Genomic DNA, 16,836 nt, shown 5'->3' on the forward strand with positions numbered 1-16,836 from the left:
TGACCGGAAGCGCGCTGTTCGGCACCCGTTTACCGCACCGGGCGGTGGCATGATCGGTCTCGATGAAGGTCTACGCGATCCCCCTGCGCACCCGGTTCCGCGGCATCACCGTCCGTGAGGGTGTCCTGGTCCACGGCCCGGCGGGCTGGGGCGAGTTCTGCCCGTTCGCCGACTACTCCGACGCCGAGAGCGTGCCGTGGCTGCGCGCGGCGCTGGAAGCGAGCGAGGCGGGCTGGCCGTCGCCGGTCCGCGACCGGATCGAGGTCAACACCACGGTGCCGGTGGTCGCGCCGGAGAAGGCGCACGAGCTGGTCCGCGCGTCCGGCTGCCGCACGGCCAAGGTGAAGGTCGCCGACCCGCGCGTCTCCCTGGCGGACGACTGCGCGCGGGTGGAGGCCGTCCGCGACGCGCTGGGCCCGGGCGGCGCGATCCGCGTGGACGCCAACATGGCGTGGGACGTCGACACGGCGGTCCGGGCGATCACGGACCTCGACAAGGCGGCGGCCGGGCTCGAGTACGCGGAGCAACCGTGCCCGTCGATCGAAGACCTGGCGGCGGTGCGGCGCCGGGTGGGTGTCCGGATCGCCGCCGACGAGTCGATCCGCCGGGCGGAGGACCCGCTGAAGGTGGCGGTCGCCGGAGCGGCGGACATCGCGGTCCTGAAGGTCGCCCCGCTGGGCGGCGTGCGCCGGGCGCTGGAGGTGGCCGAGGCGTGCGGGCTGCCGTGCGTGGTGTCGTCGGCGGTGGAGACGAGCGTCGGCCTGGCGGCGGGGCTGGCACTGGCCGGCGCGCTCCCGGAACTGGAATTCGCTTGTGGACTGGGGACGATTTCGTTGCTGGACGGTGACGTCTGCGCCGTGCCACTGTCCCCTGTGGACGGATACCTGGCAGTCCCGCGCCGGGCACCGGAACCCACGGCGGCTTACGCGGCGTCACCCGAGGTCGAGGCGGCTTGGCAAGACCGGCTGGCCCGGGTCCGCGCTCTGTGGGCAACTGACCGCACCTCGGAGGCATGACCACCGGGGAGCCCCCGAGGGCAAGTTCAGGGTCGGGGTCCGGGCCGTTCCCGATGTGGCCGGGGGTCCCCGGAAGCCACCATTGAGCCATGACGAACAGCGTGTACACCCCGGAAGCCACCAAGAAGCTCCGCCGCAGCCGGACCGACAAGATGCTCACCGGCGTCTGCGGCGGCTGGGCCACCTACCTCGGCATCGATGCCAACGTCCTGCGCATCGGGCTGGTCGCCGCCGTGTTCCTGTCGGTCGGGATCGCCATTCCGATCTACGTCGCCGCCGCCATCCTGACGCCCGAAGAGGACGCCTGACCCCGGGCGGGCGCCGGTTCGCAGGGGGAACGGGTGCCCGCCGGACGCCGGGGGTGTGCCGATGAACGGCCCGGACGCCAAGGGGACGTCCGGGCCGTTCGGGCGAGGCGGCTGAGCCGAGCGGCGTAAAAGCCCGGCGCGAATCCCGTTCGAGGGGTTAGGGTTCGCGCTCGTGGATCAAGGGAGCAGAACGGCCGCGAAGGTCGTTGTCGGGATCCTCGGCGGGCTCTACCTGATCGCCGGGCTGGGACTGACCGCCTTCGCCGCGTTCCTCGCGCTGGCGTTCAACGACACGGGCAGCCCGTCCGTCACCAAGACCGTGCTCTACACCGCCGCGGCGTTCGCGATCTGGGTCCTGCTGACCGGGATCGGGGCGATCGTCGTCGCGCTGGAAGCGGATGAAGCCGTGACCGCCTGGCTCGGGGGCTTGGGCGTGCTCGCGCTCGGCGTCGTCATCGTCGGCGCCTTCGCCGTCTGGTTCTTCACCAAGCCATGAGAAAAGCCCGGCCCGCCGAAGCGGACCGGGCTTTCCCGTTCAGAAGGCCGGACTCAGAAGTCCATGCCACCCATGCCACCGGACGGGTCGGCGGGAGCGGCCGAAGCCTTCTCCGGCTTGTCCGCCACGACGGCCTCGGTGGTCAGGAACAGCGCCGCGATGGACGCGGCGTTCTGCAGCGCGGAGCGGGTGACCTTCGTCGGGTCCGGCACGCCGGCGGCGAGCAGGTCCTCGTAGACACCCGTGGCGGCGTTGAGGCCGTGACCCTGCGGCAGGCCCTTGACCTTCTCCACCACGACGCCACCCTCGAGGCCGGCGTTGATCGCGATCTGCTTGAGCGGGGCCTCGACGGCCACCTTGACGATGTTGGCGCCAGTGGCCTCGTCGCCCTCGAGCTTCAGGCCCGCGAACGCGGCCTCGGCGGCCTGGATCAGGGCCACGCCACCACCGGCGACGATGCCCTCTTCCACGGCGGCCTTCGCGTTGCGCACCGCGTCCTCGATGCGGTGCTTGCGCTCCTTGAGCTCGACCTCGGTCGCGGCGCCGGCCTTGATGACGGCCACGCCGCCGGCCAGCTTCGCGAGCCGCTCCTGCAGCTTCTCGCGGTCGTAGTCCGAGTCCGAGTTGTCGATCTCGGCGCGGATCTGGTTGACGCGACCCTGGATCTGGTCGGCGTCGCCCGCACCCTCGACGATGGTCGTCTCGTCCTTGGTGATGACGGCCTTGCGGGCCTTGCCCAGCAGGGACAGGTCCGCGTTCTCCAGCTTGAGGCCGACGTCCTCGGAGATGACCTGGCCACCGGTCAGGATCGCGATGTCCTGCAGGATCGCCTTGCGGCGGTCACCGAAGCCCGGCGCCTTGACGGCGACGGACTTGAAGGTGCCGCGCATCTTGTTGACGATCAGGGTGGCCAGCGCCTCGCCCTCGACGTCCTCGGCGATGATCAGCAGCGGCTTGCCGGACTGGATGACCTTCTCCAGCAGCGGCAGCACGTCCTTGACGGTGGAGATCTTGGAGCCGAAGAGGAGGATGTACGGGTCCTCGAGCTCGGCTTCCTGACGCTCCGGGTCGGTCACGAAGTAACCCGAGATGTAGCCCTTGTCGAAGCGCATGCCCTCGGTGAGCTCGAGCTCGAGACCGAAGGTGTTGCTCTCCTCGACGGTGACGACGCCTTCCTTGCCGACCTTGTCCAGCGCCTCGGCGATCAGCTCGCCGATGGTGCGGTCAGCGGCCGAGATCGAGGCGGTAGCAGCGATCTGCTCCTTCGTCTCGATCTGGACGGCCATCTTGTGCAGCTGCTCGGTGATGGCCTCGACGGCCGCCTCGATGCCGCGCTTCAGGCTGATGGGGTCGGCGCCGGCCGCGACGTTGCGCAGGCCTTCCTTGACCAGGGCCTGGGCGAGCACGGTGGCGGTGGTGGTGCCGTCACCCGCGACGTCGTCGGTCTTCTTGGCAACTTCCTTGACGAGCTCGGCCCCGATCTTCTCCCACGGGTCTTCGAGCTCGATCTCCTTGGCGATGGAGACGCCGTCGTTGGTGATGGTCGGCGCGCCCCACTTCTTTTCGAGCACGACGTTCCGGCCCCGCGGGCCGAGGGTCACCTTGACGGCTTCGGCGAGGATGTTCAAGCCACGCTCGAGACCGCGGCGGGCGTCCTCGTCGAACGCGATCAGTTTGGCCATTGCGGTTTGGTCCTCCGGTATTGGGCGCCACCGCCGCGCTGTGGTGCTTTGCAGCGGCGGCAGCAGGACTCTTTTCCTCGGCCAGGCTCGGTGCCCGCGACGGACGACTGGACCCGGGTGGGGGTCAGCCTCACCGTCCCGACCTTTGGCACTCGACGGCGTCGAGTGCTAGGTCCGTGTTTAGCACTCTCGGGGGGAGAGTGCAAGAAGACCTGCTCAGCGCCGCACGATCAGGAGCTCGGCTTGATGGTGATCGACGTCGGAGGCGTCTTCAGCGAAGACGGGGCGTTGCTCTGCGAGTCACCCGGGCCGACCGGGATGTTCGGGGCCGTGGTCTGGCCGCCGCCACCGCCGCTGTCGCCACTGCTGAAGAAGATGATCGCGCCCACGACCAAGCCCGCGACCACGACGAGGCCCAGCACGACGAAGATCCACTTCTTGCCGCCGCCGCTCTTCGGCTGGTGGAACGCGCCCGCACCACCGGCGGGCATCGGGGGACGCAGCCGCATCGGGTCCTGGCCATAGCCGGGCGGCGGGCCCGGCATGCCCTGCTGTTGCGGGTAGCCGTAGCCCGGCGGCGGCCCCTGCGGCGGCATCCCGGGCGGCGGGCCCTGGGGGTAGCCGTAACCCGGCGGCGGTCCCTGCGGCGGCGGTCCCTGCGGCCCGTGGCCCTGCTGGCCGTAGCCGGGCTGCTGCTGTCCTCCGTACGGATGCACGGGGGTCCCCTCTCCCTGCGGTGCGTGGTTCTGGTGCGGCCCTTGTTGTACCTGACCAGGACGCTGCGGCGCGGGGATTCCGCCCGAATGGGACCCGGGCGGGCCGGGCGGTGTGTCGGACGTCGCAAGGGGGCCCAGCGCGCGGCGCGCGGCCGCGACCATCTCGACGCAGCTCGGGTAGCGGTCGGCCGGGTTCTTGGCCATGCCGCGCCGGATCACCTCGTCGATCGACGACGGCAGCGCGACGGCCCGGGAGATCGCGGGCGGGTCGCCGTTGAGGTGGCCTTTGATCACCGTCGGCACGTCGCCCTTGAACGGCGGGCTGCCGGTGAGGCACGCGTAGAGGACGCACGTCAGCGCGTACTGGTCGGTGCGCCCGTCCAGCGGCTCGCCGCGCAGGTGCTCCGGCGCCGCGTACGTCGGCGAGCCCAGGAAGTCGCCGCCGCGCGTCCGGTGCCCGGTCGCGCCGCGCCGGGTCAGCCCGAAGTCCGCGACGTACACGTGCTCGCGCGAAGTCTCCTTCTTCGTCACGAGCACGTTCGCCGGCTTGACGTCCAGGTGGACCAGACCACGGTTGTGCAGCGTGTCGAGGGCGTCGGCGACCTGGTCGAGCATCGTCAGGGCGCGCGCGGGCGCGATGGGTCCCCCCGAGATCAACCCGGCGAGATCGCCACCGTCGACCATCCGCATGGCGATGTAGAGCATGCCGTCGAGTTCGCCGAAGTCGTACAGCGGCACGACATTGGCGTGGTCGATCGCGGACGTGTTGCGCGCCTCGTCGACGAACCGCTCGCGGAACTCGGCGTCGGTCCCGAGGTGGTCACCGATGACCTTCAGGGCCACCTTGCGGCCGAGCCGCACATCCGTGGCCTTGTAGGTCACGCTCATGCCGCCCTTGCCGAGCACTCCGTCGATGCGGTAGTTGCCCAGCCGGCGACCGGTGAGGTCCCCCGACACGTCGCCTGTCACGCCCGAAGCCTAACGCCCCAGGTTCGGCGCTTGCCGGGGGTTCGCCGATCAGGTGACCGGTGGCTACGAAACCTTCCGCACGTCGGCTGCCTGGCTACGACCATCGCGGCCGGACTGCACTTCGAACTCGACCCGGTCCCCCTCGTCCAGGGTGCGGAATCCTTCGGACTGGATGGCCGAATAGTGGACGAACACGTCCGGCCCCTCCGTGGATTCGATGAACCCGTAGCCCTTTTCCGAGTTGAACCATTTGACGGTGCCGACAGCCACGGCGCCCTCCCTCAGCACAAAGGATCCGCTGGCCCGAGCGGATGCCAGCGGTGCGAGTAGCAATCACGCTACCGGAATTATTGTCCGCGGCAATGGGCAATTCGTCCGAAGATCACGAACCCGAAAGGCGTCTGTTCCGCGCGTGCACGAGCACCGTCCCGGGACCCGCGAAGTCGACCGCGAGCCCTTCGCCGGTACGCAGCGACTGCGGCCCGCCCGGGTCGAGCGCCCGCAACCGGCACTGCACGGTGTCCGGGTAGGCCAGCAGGTAGTCCGGCCGGACCGTGACGAGCTCGCCCTGGCCCAGCTCGAACGCGTCCACCGGGCCGGGTGCGGCCAGCACGAGCGGCCCGGTTCCGCTGTAGTGCTCCAGAAATCCCGTGTCGGCGCCGAAGAGCTGTTGCAACGGCACCCAGCCGGTGTCGTGCCGGACCGACGACGGCCGCACCAGCACGGCGTCGCGGTGCACCGACCAGCCCGTGCCGCCGCGCAGCTCGAGGGGGTAGACGTCGCCGGGGCGCAGCGGCGCGAAGTCGATCCAGCCACCGTCGGACGGTGCGGTGTAGACGGCCGTCGTGCTCTTGCCGGCACGGACACCGCCGCGGCCCGCCGCGGTCTCGGTGACGCCGAACCGGCTGGCGAGCAGGGTTTCGGGCGCGGCCTGCACGGCCTCGCCGGGGTCGAGCAGGACGCGGGCGACGCCGAAGCCGGGGGTGTGCCGGGTCTGGACGCGCATCAGCGTGACGGGACGTGGGAGACGATCCAGCCGACCAGCGCGGACGGGTTGCGCGTCTGCGTCATGATCTGGCCGGGGCCGACGAAGTCGAACACGAGGCCTTCGCCGCTCTTCATGGACTGGATGATGCCCTGCGCGACCTTGCGGATCTGGTACTGCACGGTGTCGGCGTACGCGACGACGTGCCCGGTGTCGATGGTCACCATCTCGCCCTGCTGCAGCGTGATCGTCTCGACCGCGCCGTAGCAGCTGACGAGCAGCTGGCCCTGGCCGGTGGCGTGCGTCAGGAAGCCGCCCTCGCCGCCCATCAGGTTCTTCATGCCGCCCCACTTGGTCTCGGTCTGCACGCCGTGCGACGACGCGAGCCAGCAGCCGCGGGTGACGGCCCAGCCGGTGCGGCCGTCGAGGGTGATCACCTGGATGTCGCCGGGCAGGTTGGCGGCGACGTCGACCCAGCCGCCGTTCGGCGGCGCGGTGAAGGTGGAGATGAAGAAGGACTCGCCGGAGAGGAACGCGCGGCCGAGGCCCTTCATGATCCCGCCCTGCGCCTGGGACTGGACCTGCACGCCGTAGCTGGTGGCCATCATCGCGCCGGACTCGACCTGGCACGGCTCGCCGGGCGCCAGCATCAGCCGGGCGACGGCGAACGAAGGCTGTTGACGGATTCCGACCTGCATGCGTACTCCCCATCGGCGTGCTCGTGACGGGGCAGAGTCTTGCACGCGCCCCGAACACGGGGAGGATGGTCCGGTGATCTCCGTCGACGACTACCGCGACCGGGTTGCCGCGCTCCTGGGCACCTCCCCCGCGACCACGCTGCCCCTCGCCGCCGCGGCCGGCCTCGTCCTGGCCGAGGACGTGCGGGCCGGTGTCTCCCTCCCGCCGTTCGACAACTCCGCGATGGACGGTTACGCGGTCCGCGCGGCCGATGTCCCGGCGACCCCGGTGACCCTGCCGGTGGCCGACGACATCCCCGCGGGCCGGGTCGACGTCCGGCCCCTCGAGCCGGGCACCGCGCACCGGATCATGACCGGCGCGCCGCTGCCGCCCGGCGCGGACGCCGTCGTGATGGTCGAGGACACCGACGGCGGCACGGAAACGGTGACGATCTCGGCCGTGGCCAAGGAAGGCGCGCACATCCGGCGCACCGGAGAGGACGTCGTCGCCGACGACATCGCCCTGCACGCGGGAACCGTGCTGGGCCACTCGCAGCTCGGCCTGGCCGCCGCGGTCGGGCTCGCCGAAGTCCGCGTGCACCGGCCGCTGCGGGTCCTGGTCGCCTCGACCGGCACCGAGCTGATCGACGCGCCCACGCCGCTGCGGCACGGCCAGATCTACGAGTCCAACAGCGTGATGCTCGCGGCGGCGATCCGCGGCCTCGGCTGCGAGGTCGACGTCGTCCGCAGCGTCGTCGACGACGTCGGGGAGTTCCGGAAGGTCATCGAGCCGAAGCTGGCCGACGCCGACCTCCTGGTCACCTCCGGCGGCGTCAGCGCGGGCGCGTACGAAGTGGTGAAGGACGCCCTGACCGGTCAGGGCGTCGAGTTCGCGAAGATCGCGATGCAGCCCGGCGGGCCGCAGGGCTGCGGGCGCTGGCAGGGCGTGCCCGTGGTGACGCTGCCCGGCAACCCGGTCAGCGTGCTGGTGTCGTTCGAGGCGTTCCTGCGTCCGGCGATCCTGACCGCGCTGGGCCACACCGACGTCTCCCGACGCCGCGTGCGGGCCCGGCTCACCGAAGCGATGTCCTCGCCGGCCGGGCGCCGCCAGTACCGGCGGGGCGTGTTCACGCTGTCGGAGCGCGAGGTCACCGGGATCGTCGGGCCGCGCGGTGGGCCGGGATCGCACCTGCTGGCCGCGTTCACCCAGGCCAACTGCCTGATCGTGCTGCCGGAGGACGTCACGTCGGCTGCGGAAGGCGACGAGGTGGACGTCCTTCTTCTCTAGCCGGGAACTCCCGCAGCTTGGCGAACGGCAGGAGCACCGGGAAGGCGGCGATCAGCACGCCGGCCATCACCCACAGCGTTTCGCGGACGCCGATCGCCTCGCCCAGCGCGCCACCGAGCACGCCGGCCAGCGGAATCGTGCCGTAGTTGACGATCGCGGCGCTGGAGTTGATCCGGCTGAACAACTCGGGCGGACAGTACTGCTGCCGGAAGGTCATGGTCAGGATGTTCGAGGCGACCAAGCCGGCGCAGACGCCGAACAGCGCGAGCACGTAGGGCACCAGACCCCAGCCCGGCCGGCTCAGCGGCCCGAGCAGCCCCATCGGCGCGACGAAGGCCTCGCACAGCAGGAACGCGCGGGCGGCGCCGAAGCGGGCGCCGAGCCGGCCGACCAGCGCCGCGCCGAGCACGCCACCGGTCGCGCCCAGCGCCAGGACCAGGCCGACCAGGCCGGGCGCGGCGCCGAGCGTGCGGGACAGGAAGACGATCTGGATCGAGCCGTACCCGGTCAGCGCGATGTTCGACACGGCACCGAACACCGTCAGCGTCCGCAGGTAGCGGTCGCTGACGACGAACCGCAGTCCTTCGGCGATCTGGCTGCGCAACGGCGTGCGCTCGGCCGCGACCACGGTCTCCCGCGCCCGGATCGCCCGCACGCAGAGCACGGAGACGCCGAAGCTGACCGCGTCGGCCAGGATGCCGCTGACCGGGCCGAGCACCTGGGCCAGCAGTCCGGCGAGGCCCGGGCCGGCGACCTGCGTCGCGGACTCGCTGCCCTGCAGCTTCGCGTTCCCTTCGAGGAGTTCGTCCGCCCCGACGAGGGCCGGCAGGTACGCGCGGTAGGCGAGGGTGAAGAACACCTTCGCGAAGCCGCCGAGCGTCGCCGCGGCCAGCAGGTACGGCATGGTCAGCGCCCCGAAGGCGGCGGCGAGCGGGACGCTGCCGAACACCGCCATCGAGACCGTGTTGCAGATCAGCATGACCGGCCGCTTCGGCAACCGGTCGACCCAGGCGCCGGCGGGCAGGCCCACGATCAGCCACGGCAGCCAGGCCACCGCCGTCAGCAGCGCGACCTGGAAGGTGCTCGCCTGCAGCGTGACCACCGCGACCAGCGGCAACGCCGTGCTCGCGACCATGCTGCCGAGCATGCTCGTGGTCTCGCCGGTCCAGAGCAGCCGGAAGTCCCTGTTCCCCCAGAGCCCCTTCACGGCTGGCCCAGCGAAGCCCGCGCGGCGACGAAGACCGGACGGCGTTCGATGCCGTCGTCCGGCAGGGTGCGATCACGGTACTCGGCGAGCATGGCGACGATCCGGTCGTTCAGCTCGTCCAGTTCGGCGACGGAGAGCCGGGCCCAGCCGTCGATGCTGAACAGCGCGCCACGCCACTCCTGGGGGTAGGTCTCCCGCTTGGCGAGCCATTCGCGGGCGATCGCGTGCTGGTGGTCGAGGGTGAGCACCTCGGCCGCCTCGGCGATCGGGTCGTCGGGGAAGTCCTGGGCGCCCCACTTGATCGCGCTGGAGGTGCGCCGCCACCACCGTTCCCGGCGGTCCCGCGCCAGCTCGGGCGCCTCTTCGATCAGTTCGCTGGCCGCCAGGACCTTGAGGTGGTGACTGATGTTCCCCACCGCCTGGCCCGTCTTCTCCGCCAGCAGCGACGCGGTCGCCGGGCCGTCGAGGTGCAGCAGATCCAGCAGGCGGTGGCGCAGCGGGTGCGCGATGGCGGCGAGCGCCTTCGAATCGCGGATTTCGCGGACGTTGGGTTCCCTCATGACACACAAGAGTAGTTGCACAATGATCCTTGTGCAATAACTCTTGTGCATCTGCTCCCGTAAGCTTCGGCCATGGGTTTCGTCGCATGGGTGATCTTCGGCGCGATCGTCGGCTGGGCCGCGAACCTGGTCGTCGGCAGCCGGGAGCGGCGACGGCAGGGCTGCCTGGTCAGCGTGCTCGTCGGCGTCGTCGGCGCGGCGCTGGGCGGGCTGGTCTACCGGCTCGCGACCGGCCAGGCGAAGACGTTCGACTTCGACTTCCCCAGCTTCGGCGTGGCCGTCCTCGGCGCCGTCGTGCTGCTGGCGATCCTGCGGCTGGCGAGCGGCATCGGCCGACGTTCGAGTGACCGTTGGTAACTTTTGCCGGACAAGCCGTGATCAACGCCGCTCCAGCGGCTAAAGTATGTCGTTCTGCGCGTCTCGCAGGCCCTGATCCCGCGGCCGGGTGCGTGCGCCGTCGGGGGGCGCATGCACCCGGCTTCGTCTCGCCTCGATGACCACGTCGACGGCGCGGACGGGGTCGACGAGCGGCGGCACGGGCACCTCGTCGATCTCCCGGCGCCACGCGCCCAAGAGGTCGCGAAGACGAGCGTCGGCGGAATCGCGGCGATCGGTCATCGGTCCTCGCAGGTCGGGCGGGGCAGCGCCCCGAGCGGCGTCAACTACTTAGAGTCATCGGTGAAATCGACCTTGCGTTACCGCCCGGCGATCATTCCCACCCACCGCGGTGACCCCCTCGCGGAGGACGGGCAGGGGCACGCGGACACGCTCACCTGGGGCAGCGGTAGCGTGGGGGCGCCCGTACGCGGCCGCCGGACCCCGGCGCCCAGCCGTCCTTCCGACACGAAAACAGGGGACCCGACCATGAGCGGCACCCGGCCGGAGCCCGCCGGCAACCCAGTCGCGCACGCACTCCAGCTCGCTCGCGAAACGCTGCCGCCCATGCACCCCGCGGGCCGCCCGTTCGTGGCGGGCGGTGTCGCCGCGACGCTGCTCGCCCGCCGGTTCTCCAAGCGCCTCGGGGTCGTCGGCGCGCTCGCGACCGTCGCGACGGCGGCGTTCTTCCGCGAGCCGAAGCGGGTCCCGCCGCCGCGTGACGGCGTCGCGCTCGCGTCCGCCGACGGCATCGTGTCGCTGATCGAGGAAGCCGTCCCGCCCGCCGAGCTGGGCCTGCCCGCCGAGCCGCGGATGCGCGTGTCGGTGTTCCTCTCGGTGTTCGACGTGCACGTCCAGCGCGTGCCGGCGAACGGCGTGATCGAGCGGGTCGCCTACCGGCCGGGCAAGTTCCTGTCCGCCGACCTCGACAAGGCCAGCGACGACAACGAACGCAACTCCGTGCTGATGCGCACCGAAGACGGCCACGAGCTCGTCGTCGTGCAGATCGCCGGGCTGGTCGCGCGCCGCATCCTCTGCGAGATCCGCGAGGGCGACAAGGTCGGCGCCGGCGCGACCTACGGCATCATCCGGTTCGGCTCGCGGGTGGACCTCTACCTGCCGCCGGGTTCGCGCGTGCTCGTGGCCAAGGGCCAGCGCACGGTCGGCGGCGAGACGGTGATCGCGGAACTCCCTGCCACGCCTTCGGAAGGCTGATCGATGGTCCGCGTGACCACCCCGGGTGTCCGGCTGCTGCCGAACGCCATCACCGTGCTGGCGCTGTGCGCGGGCCTTTCGGCCGTGCAGTTCGCGCTGACCAGGAACTACGGGATGGCGATCGCCTCGATCGGCATCGCGGCGGTGCTCGACAGCCTGGACGGCCGGATCGCGCGTCTCTTGGACGCGACGTCGAAGATGGGCGCGGAGCTGGACTCGCTCTCCGACGGCATCTCGTTCGGCGTCGCGCCGGCGCTGGTCATCTACGTGTGGCAGACGGGCGCGGACCGGATCGGCTGGGTGGCGTCGCTGATCTTCGCCGTCTGCATGATCCTGCGGCTGGCCCGCTTCAACACGCTGCTGGACGACACCGAACAGCCGCCCTACGCGAGCGAGTTCTTCGTCGGCGTCCCGGCGCCCGCGGGCGGCCTGCTGGGGATGCTGCCGCTGGTCGCCTACCTGCAGTGGGGCGAGGGGTGGTGGTCGTCGCAGTACGTCGTGTGGGCGTGGACGGTCGCCATCGCGGCCCTGCTGATCAGCCGCATCCCGACGTTGTCGCTGAAGACGGTCAAGGCACCACCCAAGGCGATCGCGCCACTGCTGCTCGGCGTGGCCCTGCTCGCCGCGGCGATCATCCAGTTCCCGCTGGTCGCGCTGGTCGTGGCGATGATCCTCTACCTGGCGCACATCCCGTACTCGATCCACCGGCACCGCTGGCTGGCCGCCCACCCGGAGGCCTGGACGGTCCCGCCGCGCGAGCGCCGCGCGATCCGCCGCGCCCGCTCGACCCGCCGTCTCGGCCTGCGCCCGCCGCTGCGGCGCCGGGTGGCGGGCGCGGCGATGCGCGCGGTCAGGTTGCCGCGCGAAACGGCCCGAGTCCCCCGCGGCACCTCCCAGAACAGCAACGGCCAGCGCCGCCGCACCTGGCGCCAGATCGGCCTCCGCCGCAAGTAACGTGTCGCCCCTCCAATCACGCGAGATGCCCCTCCAATCACGCGAGTTACGTCCCGAATCACGCGAGACACGGGCCGGATCACGCGAGATCGGGTCCTGATCACGCGAACCGACCGCCTGGGTACGCGAACCGACCCTCCAGGCACGCGAGCCGGCCGTTCCGGTACGGCGATCACCCGTGATCCGAGGGGCATCACCCGTGATTGGAGGGTCGGCACGCGTGATTGAGGGGACGACACGGGTTCTCACCTCCTCCGGAGACTCCGGATCGCTAGGGTGAACGGCGTGAGCCACCCGCAGATCACGCTGACCGTCCGGCACACGCCGTCCGCGCTGGACACGCGCCGGGGCGTCGTCCGGCTGCATCCCGAAGTCCTCGACGCGCTGGGCCTGCGGGCCTGGGACGCCGTCCACATCACCGGTGCCCGGGTCAGCGCCGCGCTCGCCGCGCCCGCCGACGAGACCGGCGTGCCCGGGGTGCTGCTCACCGACGACGTGACGATGTCGAACCTGGGCGTCACCGAGGGCTCGGAGGTCGTGGTCGCGCCCGCCGAGGTCGCGGCGGCGAAGACGGTGACCGTCGCGGGCTCGCGGCTGGCCAGCGTCTCGCTCAGCCCGCACACGCTGCGGCTCGCCCTGATCGGCAAGGTGCTCACCGTCGGCGACGCCGTTTCCCTGCTGCCGCAGGACCTCGCGCCGTCGCCGGGGTCGGACCCGGCCGGCCTGCGCGGCCAGCTTTCGCGGGCGATCGGCGCGACCTGGACGAACGAGCTGCTGACCGTCACCGCGACCGAGCCCGTCGGCCCCGTGGCGGTCGGACCGTCCACAGTGGTCACCTGGCGCGACGGCGCGCGGCCGGCGCCCGAGCCCGCCGCGCCCCGGACGGCGACCGCGCTGGTCCGGACCTCCGCCGTCACCGCGGCCGAGGAGTGGATCGACGCCGAGATCGTCGAAGACGAGGTCACGGTCGAAGAGGTCACCGAACCGGCCGTGCCGCTGGCCGACCTGATCGGCGCCGAGACAGCCGCCCGCAAGCTCGCCGAGTGGTTCGACCTGGCCTTCCAGCGGCCCGAGCTGCTGGCGCGGCTGGGCGCGCCGGCCCACCTCGGCGTGCTGCTGTCCGGCCCCGAAGGCGTCGGCAAGGCGACGCTGGTGCGGTCGGTGGCCCAGGACGCGGACATCCGCGTGGTACCGGTGGCCGCGCCGAACCTCGCCGTGCTGGACCCGAACGTCGCGGTGGCACGCCTGCGCGAGGCGATCCGCTCGGCCGGCAGCCCCACCGTGCTCCTGCTCACCGACGTCGACGCGCTGCTGCCCGCGGCCACCCCGCCGCCGGTGGCCACCGTCGTGCTCGAAGAGCTGCGGACGGCGTTGCGGCGCGAGCGGTTCGCCGTCGTCGCGACCACGGCCCGCGCGGAGTCGGCCGACCCGCGGCTGCGCGCCGCCGACCTGCTGGACCGCGAGCTCGGCCTGGCCCTCCCGGACGCCAAGACCCGGCGTGAGCTGCTGAACGTCCTGCTCCGCGACGTCCCGCTCGATTCCGGGATCGACTGCGGCGTTCTCGCCGAGCGGACGCCGGGGTTCGTCGCGGCGGACCTGATCGCGCTGCGCCGGGACGCGGCGCTGCGGGCGGCGCTGCGCCAGCGTGACACCGACGAGCCGCGCATCTCGCAGCAGGACCTGCTGGACGCGCTGGCCACCGTCCGGCCGGTGTCGATGTCCACTTCGGACAATCTCGCCACCGGCGGGCTGACCCTGGACGACGTCGGGAACATGGTCGACGTCAAGCAGTCGCTCACCGAAGCCGTGCTGTGGCCGCTGCGGTACCCGGACTCGTTCGCCCGGCTCGGCGTCGAACCGCCGCGCGGGGTGCTGCTGTACGGGCCGCCCGGTGGCGGCAAGACGTTCCTCGTGCGGGCGCTGGCCGGCACCGGCGCGTTGAACGTCTTCGCGGTCAAGGGCGCCGAGCTGATGGACAAGTGGGTCGGCGAGTCCGAGCGCGCGGTGCGCGAGCTGTTCCGCCGGGCCGCGGAGGCCGCGCCCGCACTGATCTTCCTGGACGAAATCGACGCGCTGGCCCCGCGCCGCGGGCAGTCGTCCGACTCGGGTGTCGCCGATCGCGTGGTCGCGGCGCTGCTCACCGAGCTCGACGGCGTCGAGCCGATGCGCGAGGTCGTCGTCCTCGGGGCGACGAACCGGCCGGAGCTGGTCGACCCGGCGCTGCTGCGGCCGGGACGACTGGAGCGCCGCGTCTACGTGCCGCCGCCGGACGCCGGGGCCCGCACCGCGATCCTGGCGGCGACTTCGAAGAACACACCACTGGGGTCCGATGTGGACCTCGCCGCGGTGGCGTCCACTCTGGACGGTTACTCCGCCGCCGACTGCGCCGCGCTGATCCGCGAAGCGGCGTTGACGGCGATGCGCGAGTCCCTGGAGGCCCGCGAAGTCACGGCAGCACACCTGGAGACGGCCCGGAAGACGGTCCGGCCGAGCCTCGACCCGGCCCAGCTGGCCGCCCTGGAGGCCTACGCGAAGACCCAGGCCGGTGACTGAAGGGTCGACACGCGTGATTGAAGGGTCGACACGACGCCGGTCACCCGACCTGCCGTGTCGACCCTCTGATCACGCGAGTTGACCCCTCAATCACGCGTGTCGGCGTTCTGGTCACGCGAGTTGCGGGTCAGCTGCCCTTGGGGCTGTTGGTCCCGTAGTCCTTCGTCACGATCACTATCACGCCGGCGGACGCGTCCTTGATGCCGTCGAAGCGCGGCTCGGCCTTGAAGCCGAACTGCTGCGCGAGCGCCTTGGCGGCCGCTTCCTCGTCGGTGCCCGGGCGGTAGTACGCCGTCGTCGCCGGGATGGTGCCGTAGGGATAGCCCTTGACCTCGGTGACGTTCCAGCCGGCGTGGCGGAAGTCGTCGGCCGCGCGGGCCGCGAGGTGCTCGATCAGGGAGTTGTTGTAGACCCGGACCGTCACCCACTTGTTGGACGCCTGCTGGTCACCGCCCGGCTGGCCGGGACCGGGCGACGTCGGCTGCCCGGGCGGCGGCGAGGTCGGAGGCGGCGGCGAGGTGGGCGAAGCCGGAGTCGAGGTCGACGGCGGGGTGGCCGTCGACGACGTGGCCGGCGGCGACGACGGCCCGCCGGACGTGCCCGGCTGCGTCGAAGTGCCGCTCGGCCCGGCTTCGTTCCCTCCGTCGCCCCCGCTCAGCGCGGAGATCCCGCCGATCACGGCGGCGACGATGGCCACGCCGACCAACACGACACCCGCGGCCTTCATCGGCCGCGACATCCCCGAAAACACGCTCATTTCAGCTCGATCCCCAGTCGCCGGGCGCCACGTTTACGCTGCCGGGCGGCGCGCGTCTTGCGCAGCCGCTTCACCAGCATCGGGTCGGCCTCGATCGCCTCCGGCTTCTCCAGCAGCTTGTTCAGCAGCTGGTAGTAGCGCGTGGCGGACAGATCGAAGCGCTCGCGGATGGCGTTCTCCTTCGCCCCGGCGTGCCGCCACCACTGACGCTCGAAGGCGAGCATCTCGACCTCGCGTTCGGTCAGGCCGGGCACGGGCTTCGGCGGCGACGGCTGCGGCTCAGCCATCGACTCCGCGGCGTCCATCCGAGTCCCTCTCAATCGGGCGTCATGGCGAATCAGACCTAGCTCTTCCGCGGGCGCCATTCAACCACGGATCAGCACGCCGACGTGGGCATCGACGTCGGCGCGTCACGGTCTGATGCAGGTCTACCAGAGGGGTCCGACTAAACTGGCTCGCCGTGACCATCCACCCCATCGTTATCGCCGGCGAACCCGTGCTGCACCAGCCGACTCGGGAGATCACCGAGTTCGACGAGAAGCTGCGCACGCTCGTCGACGACATGTTCGAGACGATGTACGCCGCCGAGGGCGTCGGCCTGGCGGCCAACCAGATCGGCCTCGACCTGCGGGTGTTCGTCTACGACTGCCCGGACGACGAGGGCGTGCGGCACAAGGGCGTCGTCGTCAACCCGAAACTGGAGACGTCGGAGATCCCGGAGACCATGCCGGACCCGGACGACGACTGGGAGGGCTGCCTGTCGGCGCCCGGCGAGTCGTACCCGACGGGCCGCGCCAAGTGGGCGAAGGTGACCGGCTCCGACATCGACGGCAGCCCGATCGAGGTCGAGGGCACCGGCTACTTCGCGCGTTGCCTGCAGCACGAGACCGACCACCTGGACGGGTACATCTACCTCGACCGGCTGGTCGGCCGGCACGCGCGCGCCGCGAAGAAGATGTTGAAGGCCAACAAGTGGGGCGTGCCCGGCCTGTCGTGGCTGCCGCCGCGCACCCCCGAGGACGACGGCGCCGTCATCTGACCCAAGCGCCCCAATGTGGCGTTCGGTGCGTCCAGCGCA

19 protein-coding genes are annotated in these 16,836 nt (G+C 71.5%); 9 read left to right on the top strand and 10 right to left on the bottom strand.

What is annotated here, in order from left to right; genetic code table 11:
• Window positions 1-62 precede the first annotated feature (62 nt).
• From CF165_RS25120 to CF165_RS25130, 3 genes are all read left to right on the top strand, one after another.
• A complete protein-coding gene (locus CF165_RS25120; protein WP_093950023.1) occupies window positions 63-1,016 on the top strand; it encodes an o-succinylbenzoate synthase in 954 nt (317 codons plus the stop codon).
• Between the two features lie 89 nt (window positions 1,017-1,105).
• Window positions 1,106-1,324, top strand: a complete 219-nt coding sequence (locus CF165_RS25125) for a PspC domain-containing protein (protein WP_093950024.1) — start codon at window positions 1,106-1,108, stop codon at window positions 1,322-1,324.
• Window positions 1,325-1,496: 172 nt separating this feature from the next.
• Window positions 1,497-1,820 carry a hypothetical protein gene (locus CF165_RS25130; RefSeq protein ID WP_093950025.1) on the top strand — a complete coding sequence of 108 codons (324 nt, stop codon included), beginning with the start codon at window positions 1,497-1,499 and terminating at the stop codon, window positions 1,818-1,820.
• Between the two features lie 53 nt (window positions 1,821-1,873).
• On the opposite strand, the gene groL is transcribed toward CF165_RS25130, so the two are convergent.
• The 5 genes from groL to CF165_RS25155 all read right to left on the bottom strand — a co-directional run bounded on the left by groL (window position 1,874) and on the right by CF165_RS25155 (window position 6,870).
• Window positions 1,874-3,502 (bottom strand): chaperonin GroEL, encoded by a 1,629-nt coding sequence (groL, locus tag CF165_RS25135; RefSeq protein WP_093950026.1) that lies wholly within the window; start codon window positions 3,500-3,502, stop codon window positions 1,874-1,876.
• A 230-nt stretch (window positions 3,503-3,732) separates the two neighbouring features.
• A complete protein-coding gene (locus tag CF165_RS25140) occupies window positions 3,733-5,187 on the bottom strand; it encodes a serine/threonine-protein kinase (RefSeq protein WP_205660967.1) in 1,455 nt (484 codons plus the stop codon).
• A 63-nt stretch (window positions 5,188-5,250) separates the two neighbouring features.
• A complete protein-coding gene (locus CF165_RS25145) occupies window positions 5,251-5,457 on the bottom strand; it encodes a cold-shock protein (protein WP_003085446.1) in 207 nt (68 codons plus the stop codon).
• 112 nt (window positions 5,458-5,569) lie between these two features.
• Window positions 5,570-6,193, bottom strand: coding sequence for an AIM24 family protein (locus tag CF165_RS25150; protein WP_093950028.1), 624 nt, complete (start codon window positions 6,191-6,193; stop codon window positions 5,570-5,572).
• Window positions 6,193-6,870: a TIGR00266 family protein gene (locus CF165_RS25155; RefSeq protein WP_013230282.1), complete on the bottom strand. Its 678-nt coding sequence runs from the start codon at window positions 6,868-6,870 to the stop codon at window positions 6,193-6,195. Before CF165_RS25155 ends, CF165_RS25150 begins: the two co-directional genes overlap by 1 nt.
• Window positions 6,871-6,943: 73 nt before the next feature.
• Here CF165_RS25155 and moeA point away from each other — a divergent pair, with 73 nt between their 5' ends.
• Window positions 6,944-8,137: a molybdopterin molybdotransferase MoeA gene (moeA, locus tag CF165_RS25160; protein ID WP_093950029.1), complete on the top strand. Its 1,194-nt coding sequence runs from the start codon at window positions 6,944-6,946 to the stop codon at window positions 8,135-8,137.
• Here the strand turns inward: moeA and CF165_RS25165 are convergent.
• The gene (locus CF165_RS25165; protein WP_093950030.1) at window positions 8,091-9,344 is read right to left on the bottom strand and encodes an MFS transporter; all 1,254 of its coding nucleotides are present in this window, start codon (window positions 9,342-9,344) and stop codon (window positions 8,091-8,093) included. The genes moeA and CF165_RS25165 overlap by 47 nt on opposite strands.
• Entirely contained in the window at window positions 9,341-9,904 is a 564-nt protein-coding gene (locus CF165_RS25170) for a helix-turn-helix domain-containing protein (protein WP_167441567.1), read from the bottom strand. The genes CF165_RS25165 and CF165_RS25170 overlap by 4 nt, the downstream gene beginning before the upstream one ends.
• 72 nt (window positions 9,905-9,976) lie before the next feature.
• On the opposite strand from CF165_RS25170, the gene CF165_RS25175 reads away from it, so the two are divergent.
• A complete protein-coding gene (locus CF165_RS25175) occupies window positions 9,977-10,261 on the top strand; it encodes a GlsB/YeaQ/YmgE family stress response membrane protein (protein ID WP_093950032.1) in 285 nt (94 codons plus the stop codon).
• Between the two features lie 39 nt (window positions 10,262-10,300).
• On the opposite strand, the gene CF165_RS25180 is transcribed toward CF165_RS25175, so the two are convergent.
• Complete coding sequence (locus CF165_RS25180; RefSeq protein ID WP_093950033.1) at window positions 10,301-10,522, bottom strand: hypothetical protein; 222 nt, start codon at window positions 10,520-10,522, stop codon at window positions 10,301-10,303.
• Between the two features lie 246 nt (window positions 10,523-10,768).
• On the opposite strand from CF165_RS25180, the gene CF165_RS25185 reads away from it, so the two are divergent.
• From CF165_RS25185 to CF165_RS25195, 3 genes are all read left to right on the top strand, one after another.
• A complete protein-coding gene (locus CF165_RS25185; protein ID WP_093950034.1) occupies window positions 10,769-11,494 on the top strand; it encodes a phosphatidylserine decarboxylase in 726 nt (241 codons plus the stop codon).
• A gap of 3 nt (window positions 11,495-11,497) precedes the next feature.
• Complete coding sequence (gene pssA, locus CF165_RS25190) at window positions 11,498-12,448, top strand: CDP-diacylglycerol--serine O-phosphatidyltransferase (protein WP_093950035.1); 951 nt, start codon at window positions 11,498-11,500, stop codon at window positions 12,446-12,448.
• 285 nt (window positions 12,449-12,733) lie between these two features.
• A complete protein-coding gene (locus CF165_RS25195; RefSeq protein ID WP_093950039.1) occupies window positions 12,734-15,001 on the top strand; it encodes an AAA family ATPase in 2,268 nt (755 codons plus the stop codon).
• 127 nt (window positions 15,002-15,128) lie between these two features.
• Here CF165_RS25195 and CF165_RS25200 read toward each other — a convergent pair whose 3' ends face one another.
• Entirely contained in the window at window positions 15,129-15,758 is a 630-nt protein-coding gene (locus tag CF165_RS25200) for a LytR C-terminal domain-containing protein (protein ID WP_240521775.1), read from the bottom strand.
• Entirely contained in the window at window positions 15,755-16,063 is a 309-nt protein-coding gene (locus CF165_RS25205; RefSeq protein WP_020641742.1) for a DUF3263 domain-containing protein, read from the bottom strand. Before CF165_RS25205 ends, CF165_RS25200 begins: the two co-directional genes overlap by 4 nt.
• Window positions 16,064-16,218: 155 nt before the next feature.
• On the opposite strand from CF165_RS25205, the gene CF165_RS25210 reads away from it, so the two are divergent.
• Complete coding sequence (locus CF165_RS25210; RefSeq protein WP_093950036.1) at window positions 16,219-16,797, top strand: peptide deformylase; 579 nt, start codon at window positions 16,219-16,221, stop codon at window positions 16,795-16,797.
• Window positions 16,798-16,836: the final 39 nt, after the last annotated feature.

The sequence above is a fragment of the Amycolatopsis vastitatis genome (assembly GCF_002234595.1).
Lineage (GTDB): Bacteria > Actinomycetota > Actinomycetes > Mycobacteriales > Pseudonocardiaceae > Amycolatopsis > Amycolatopsis vastitatis.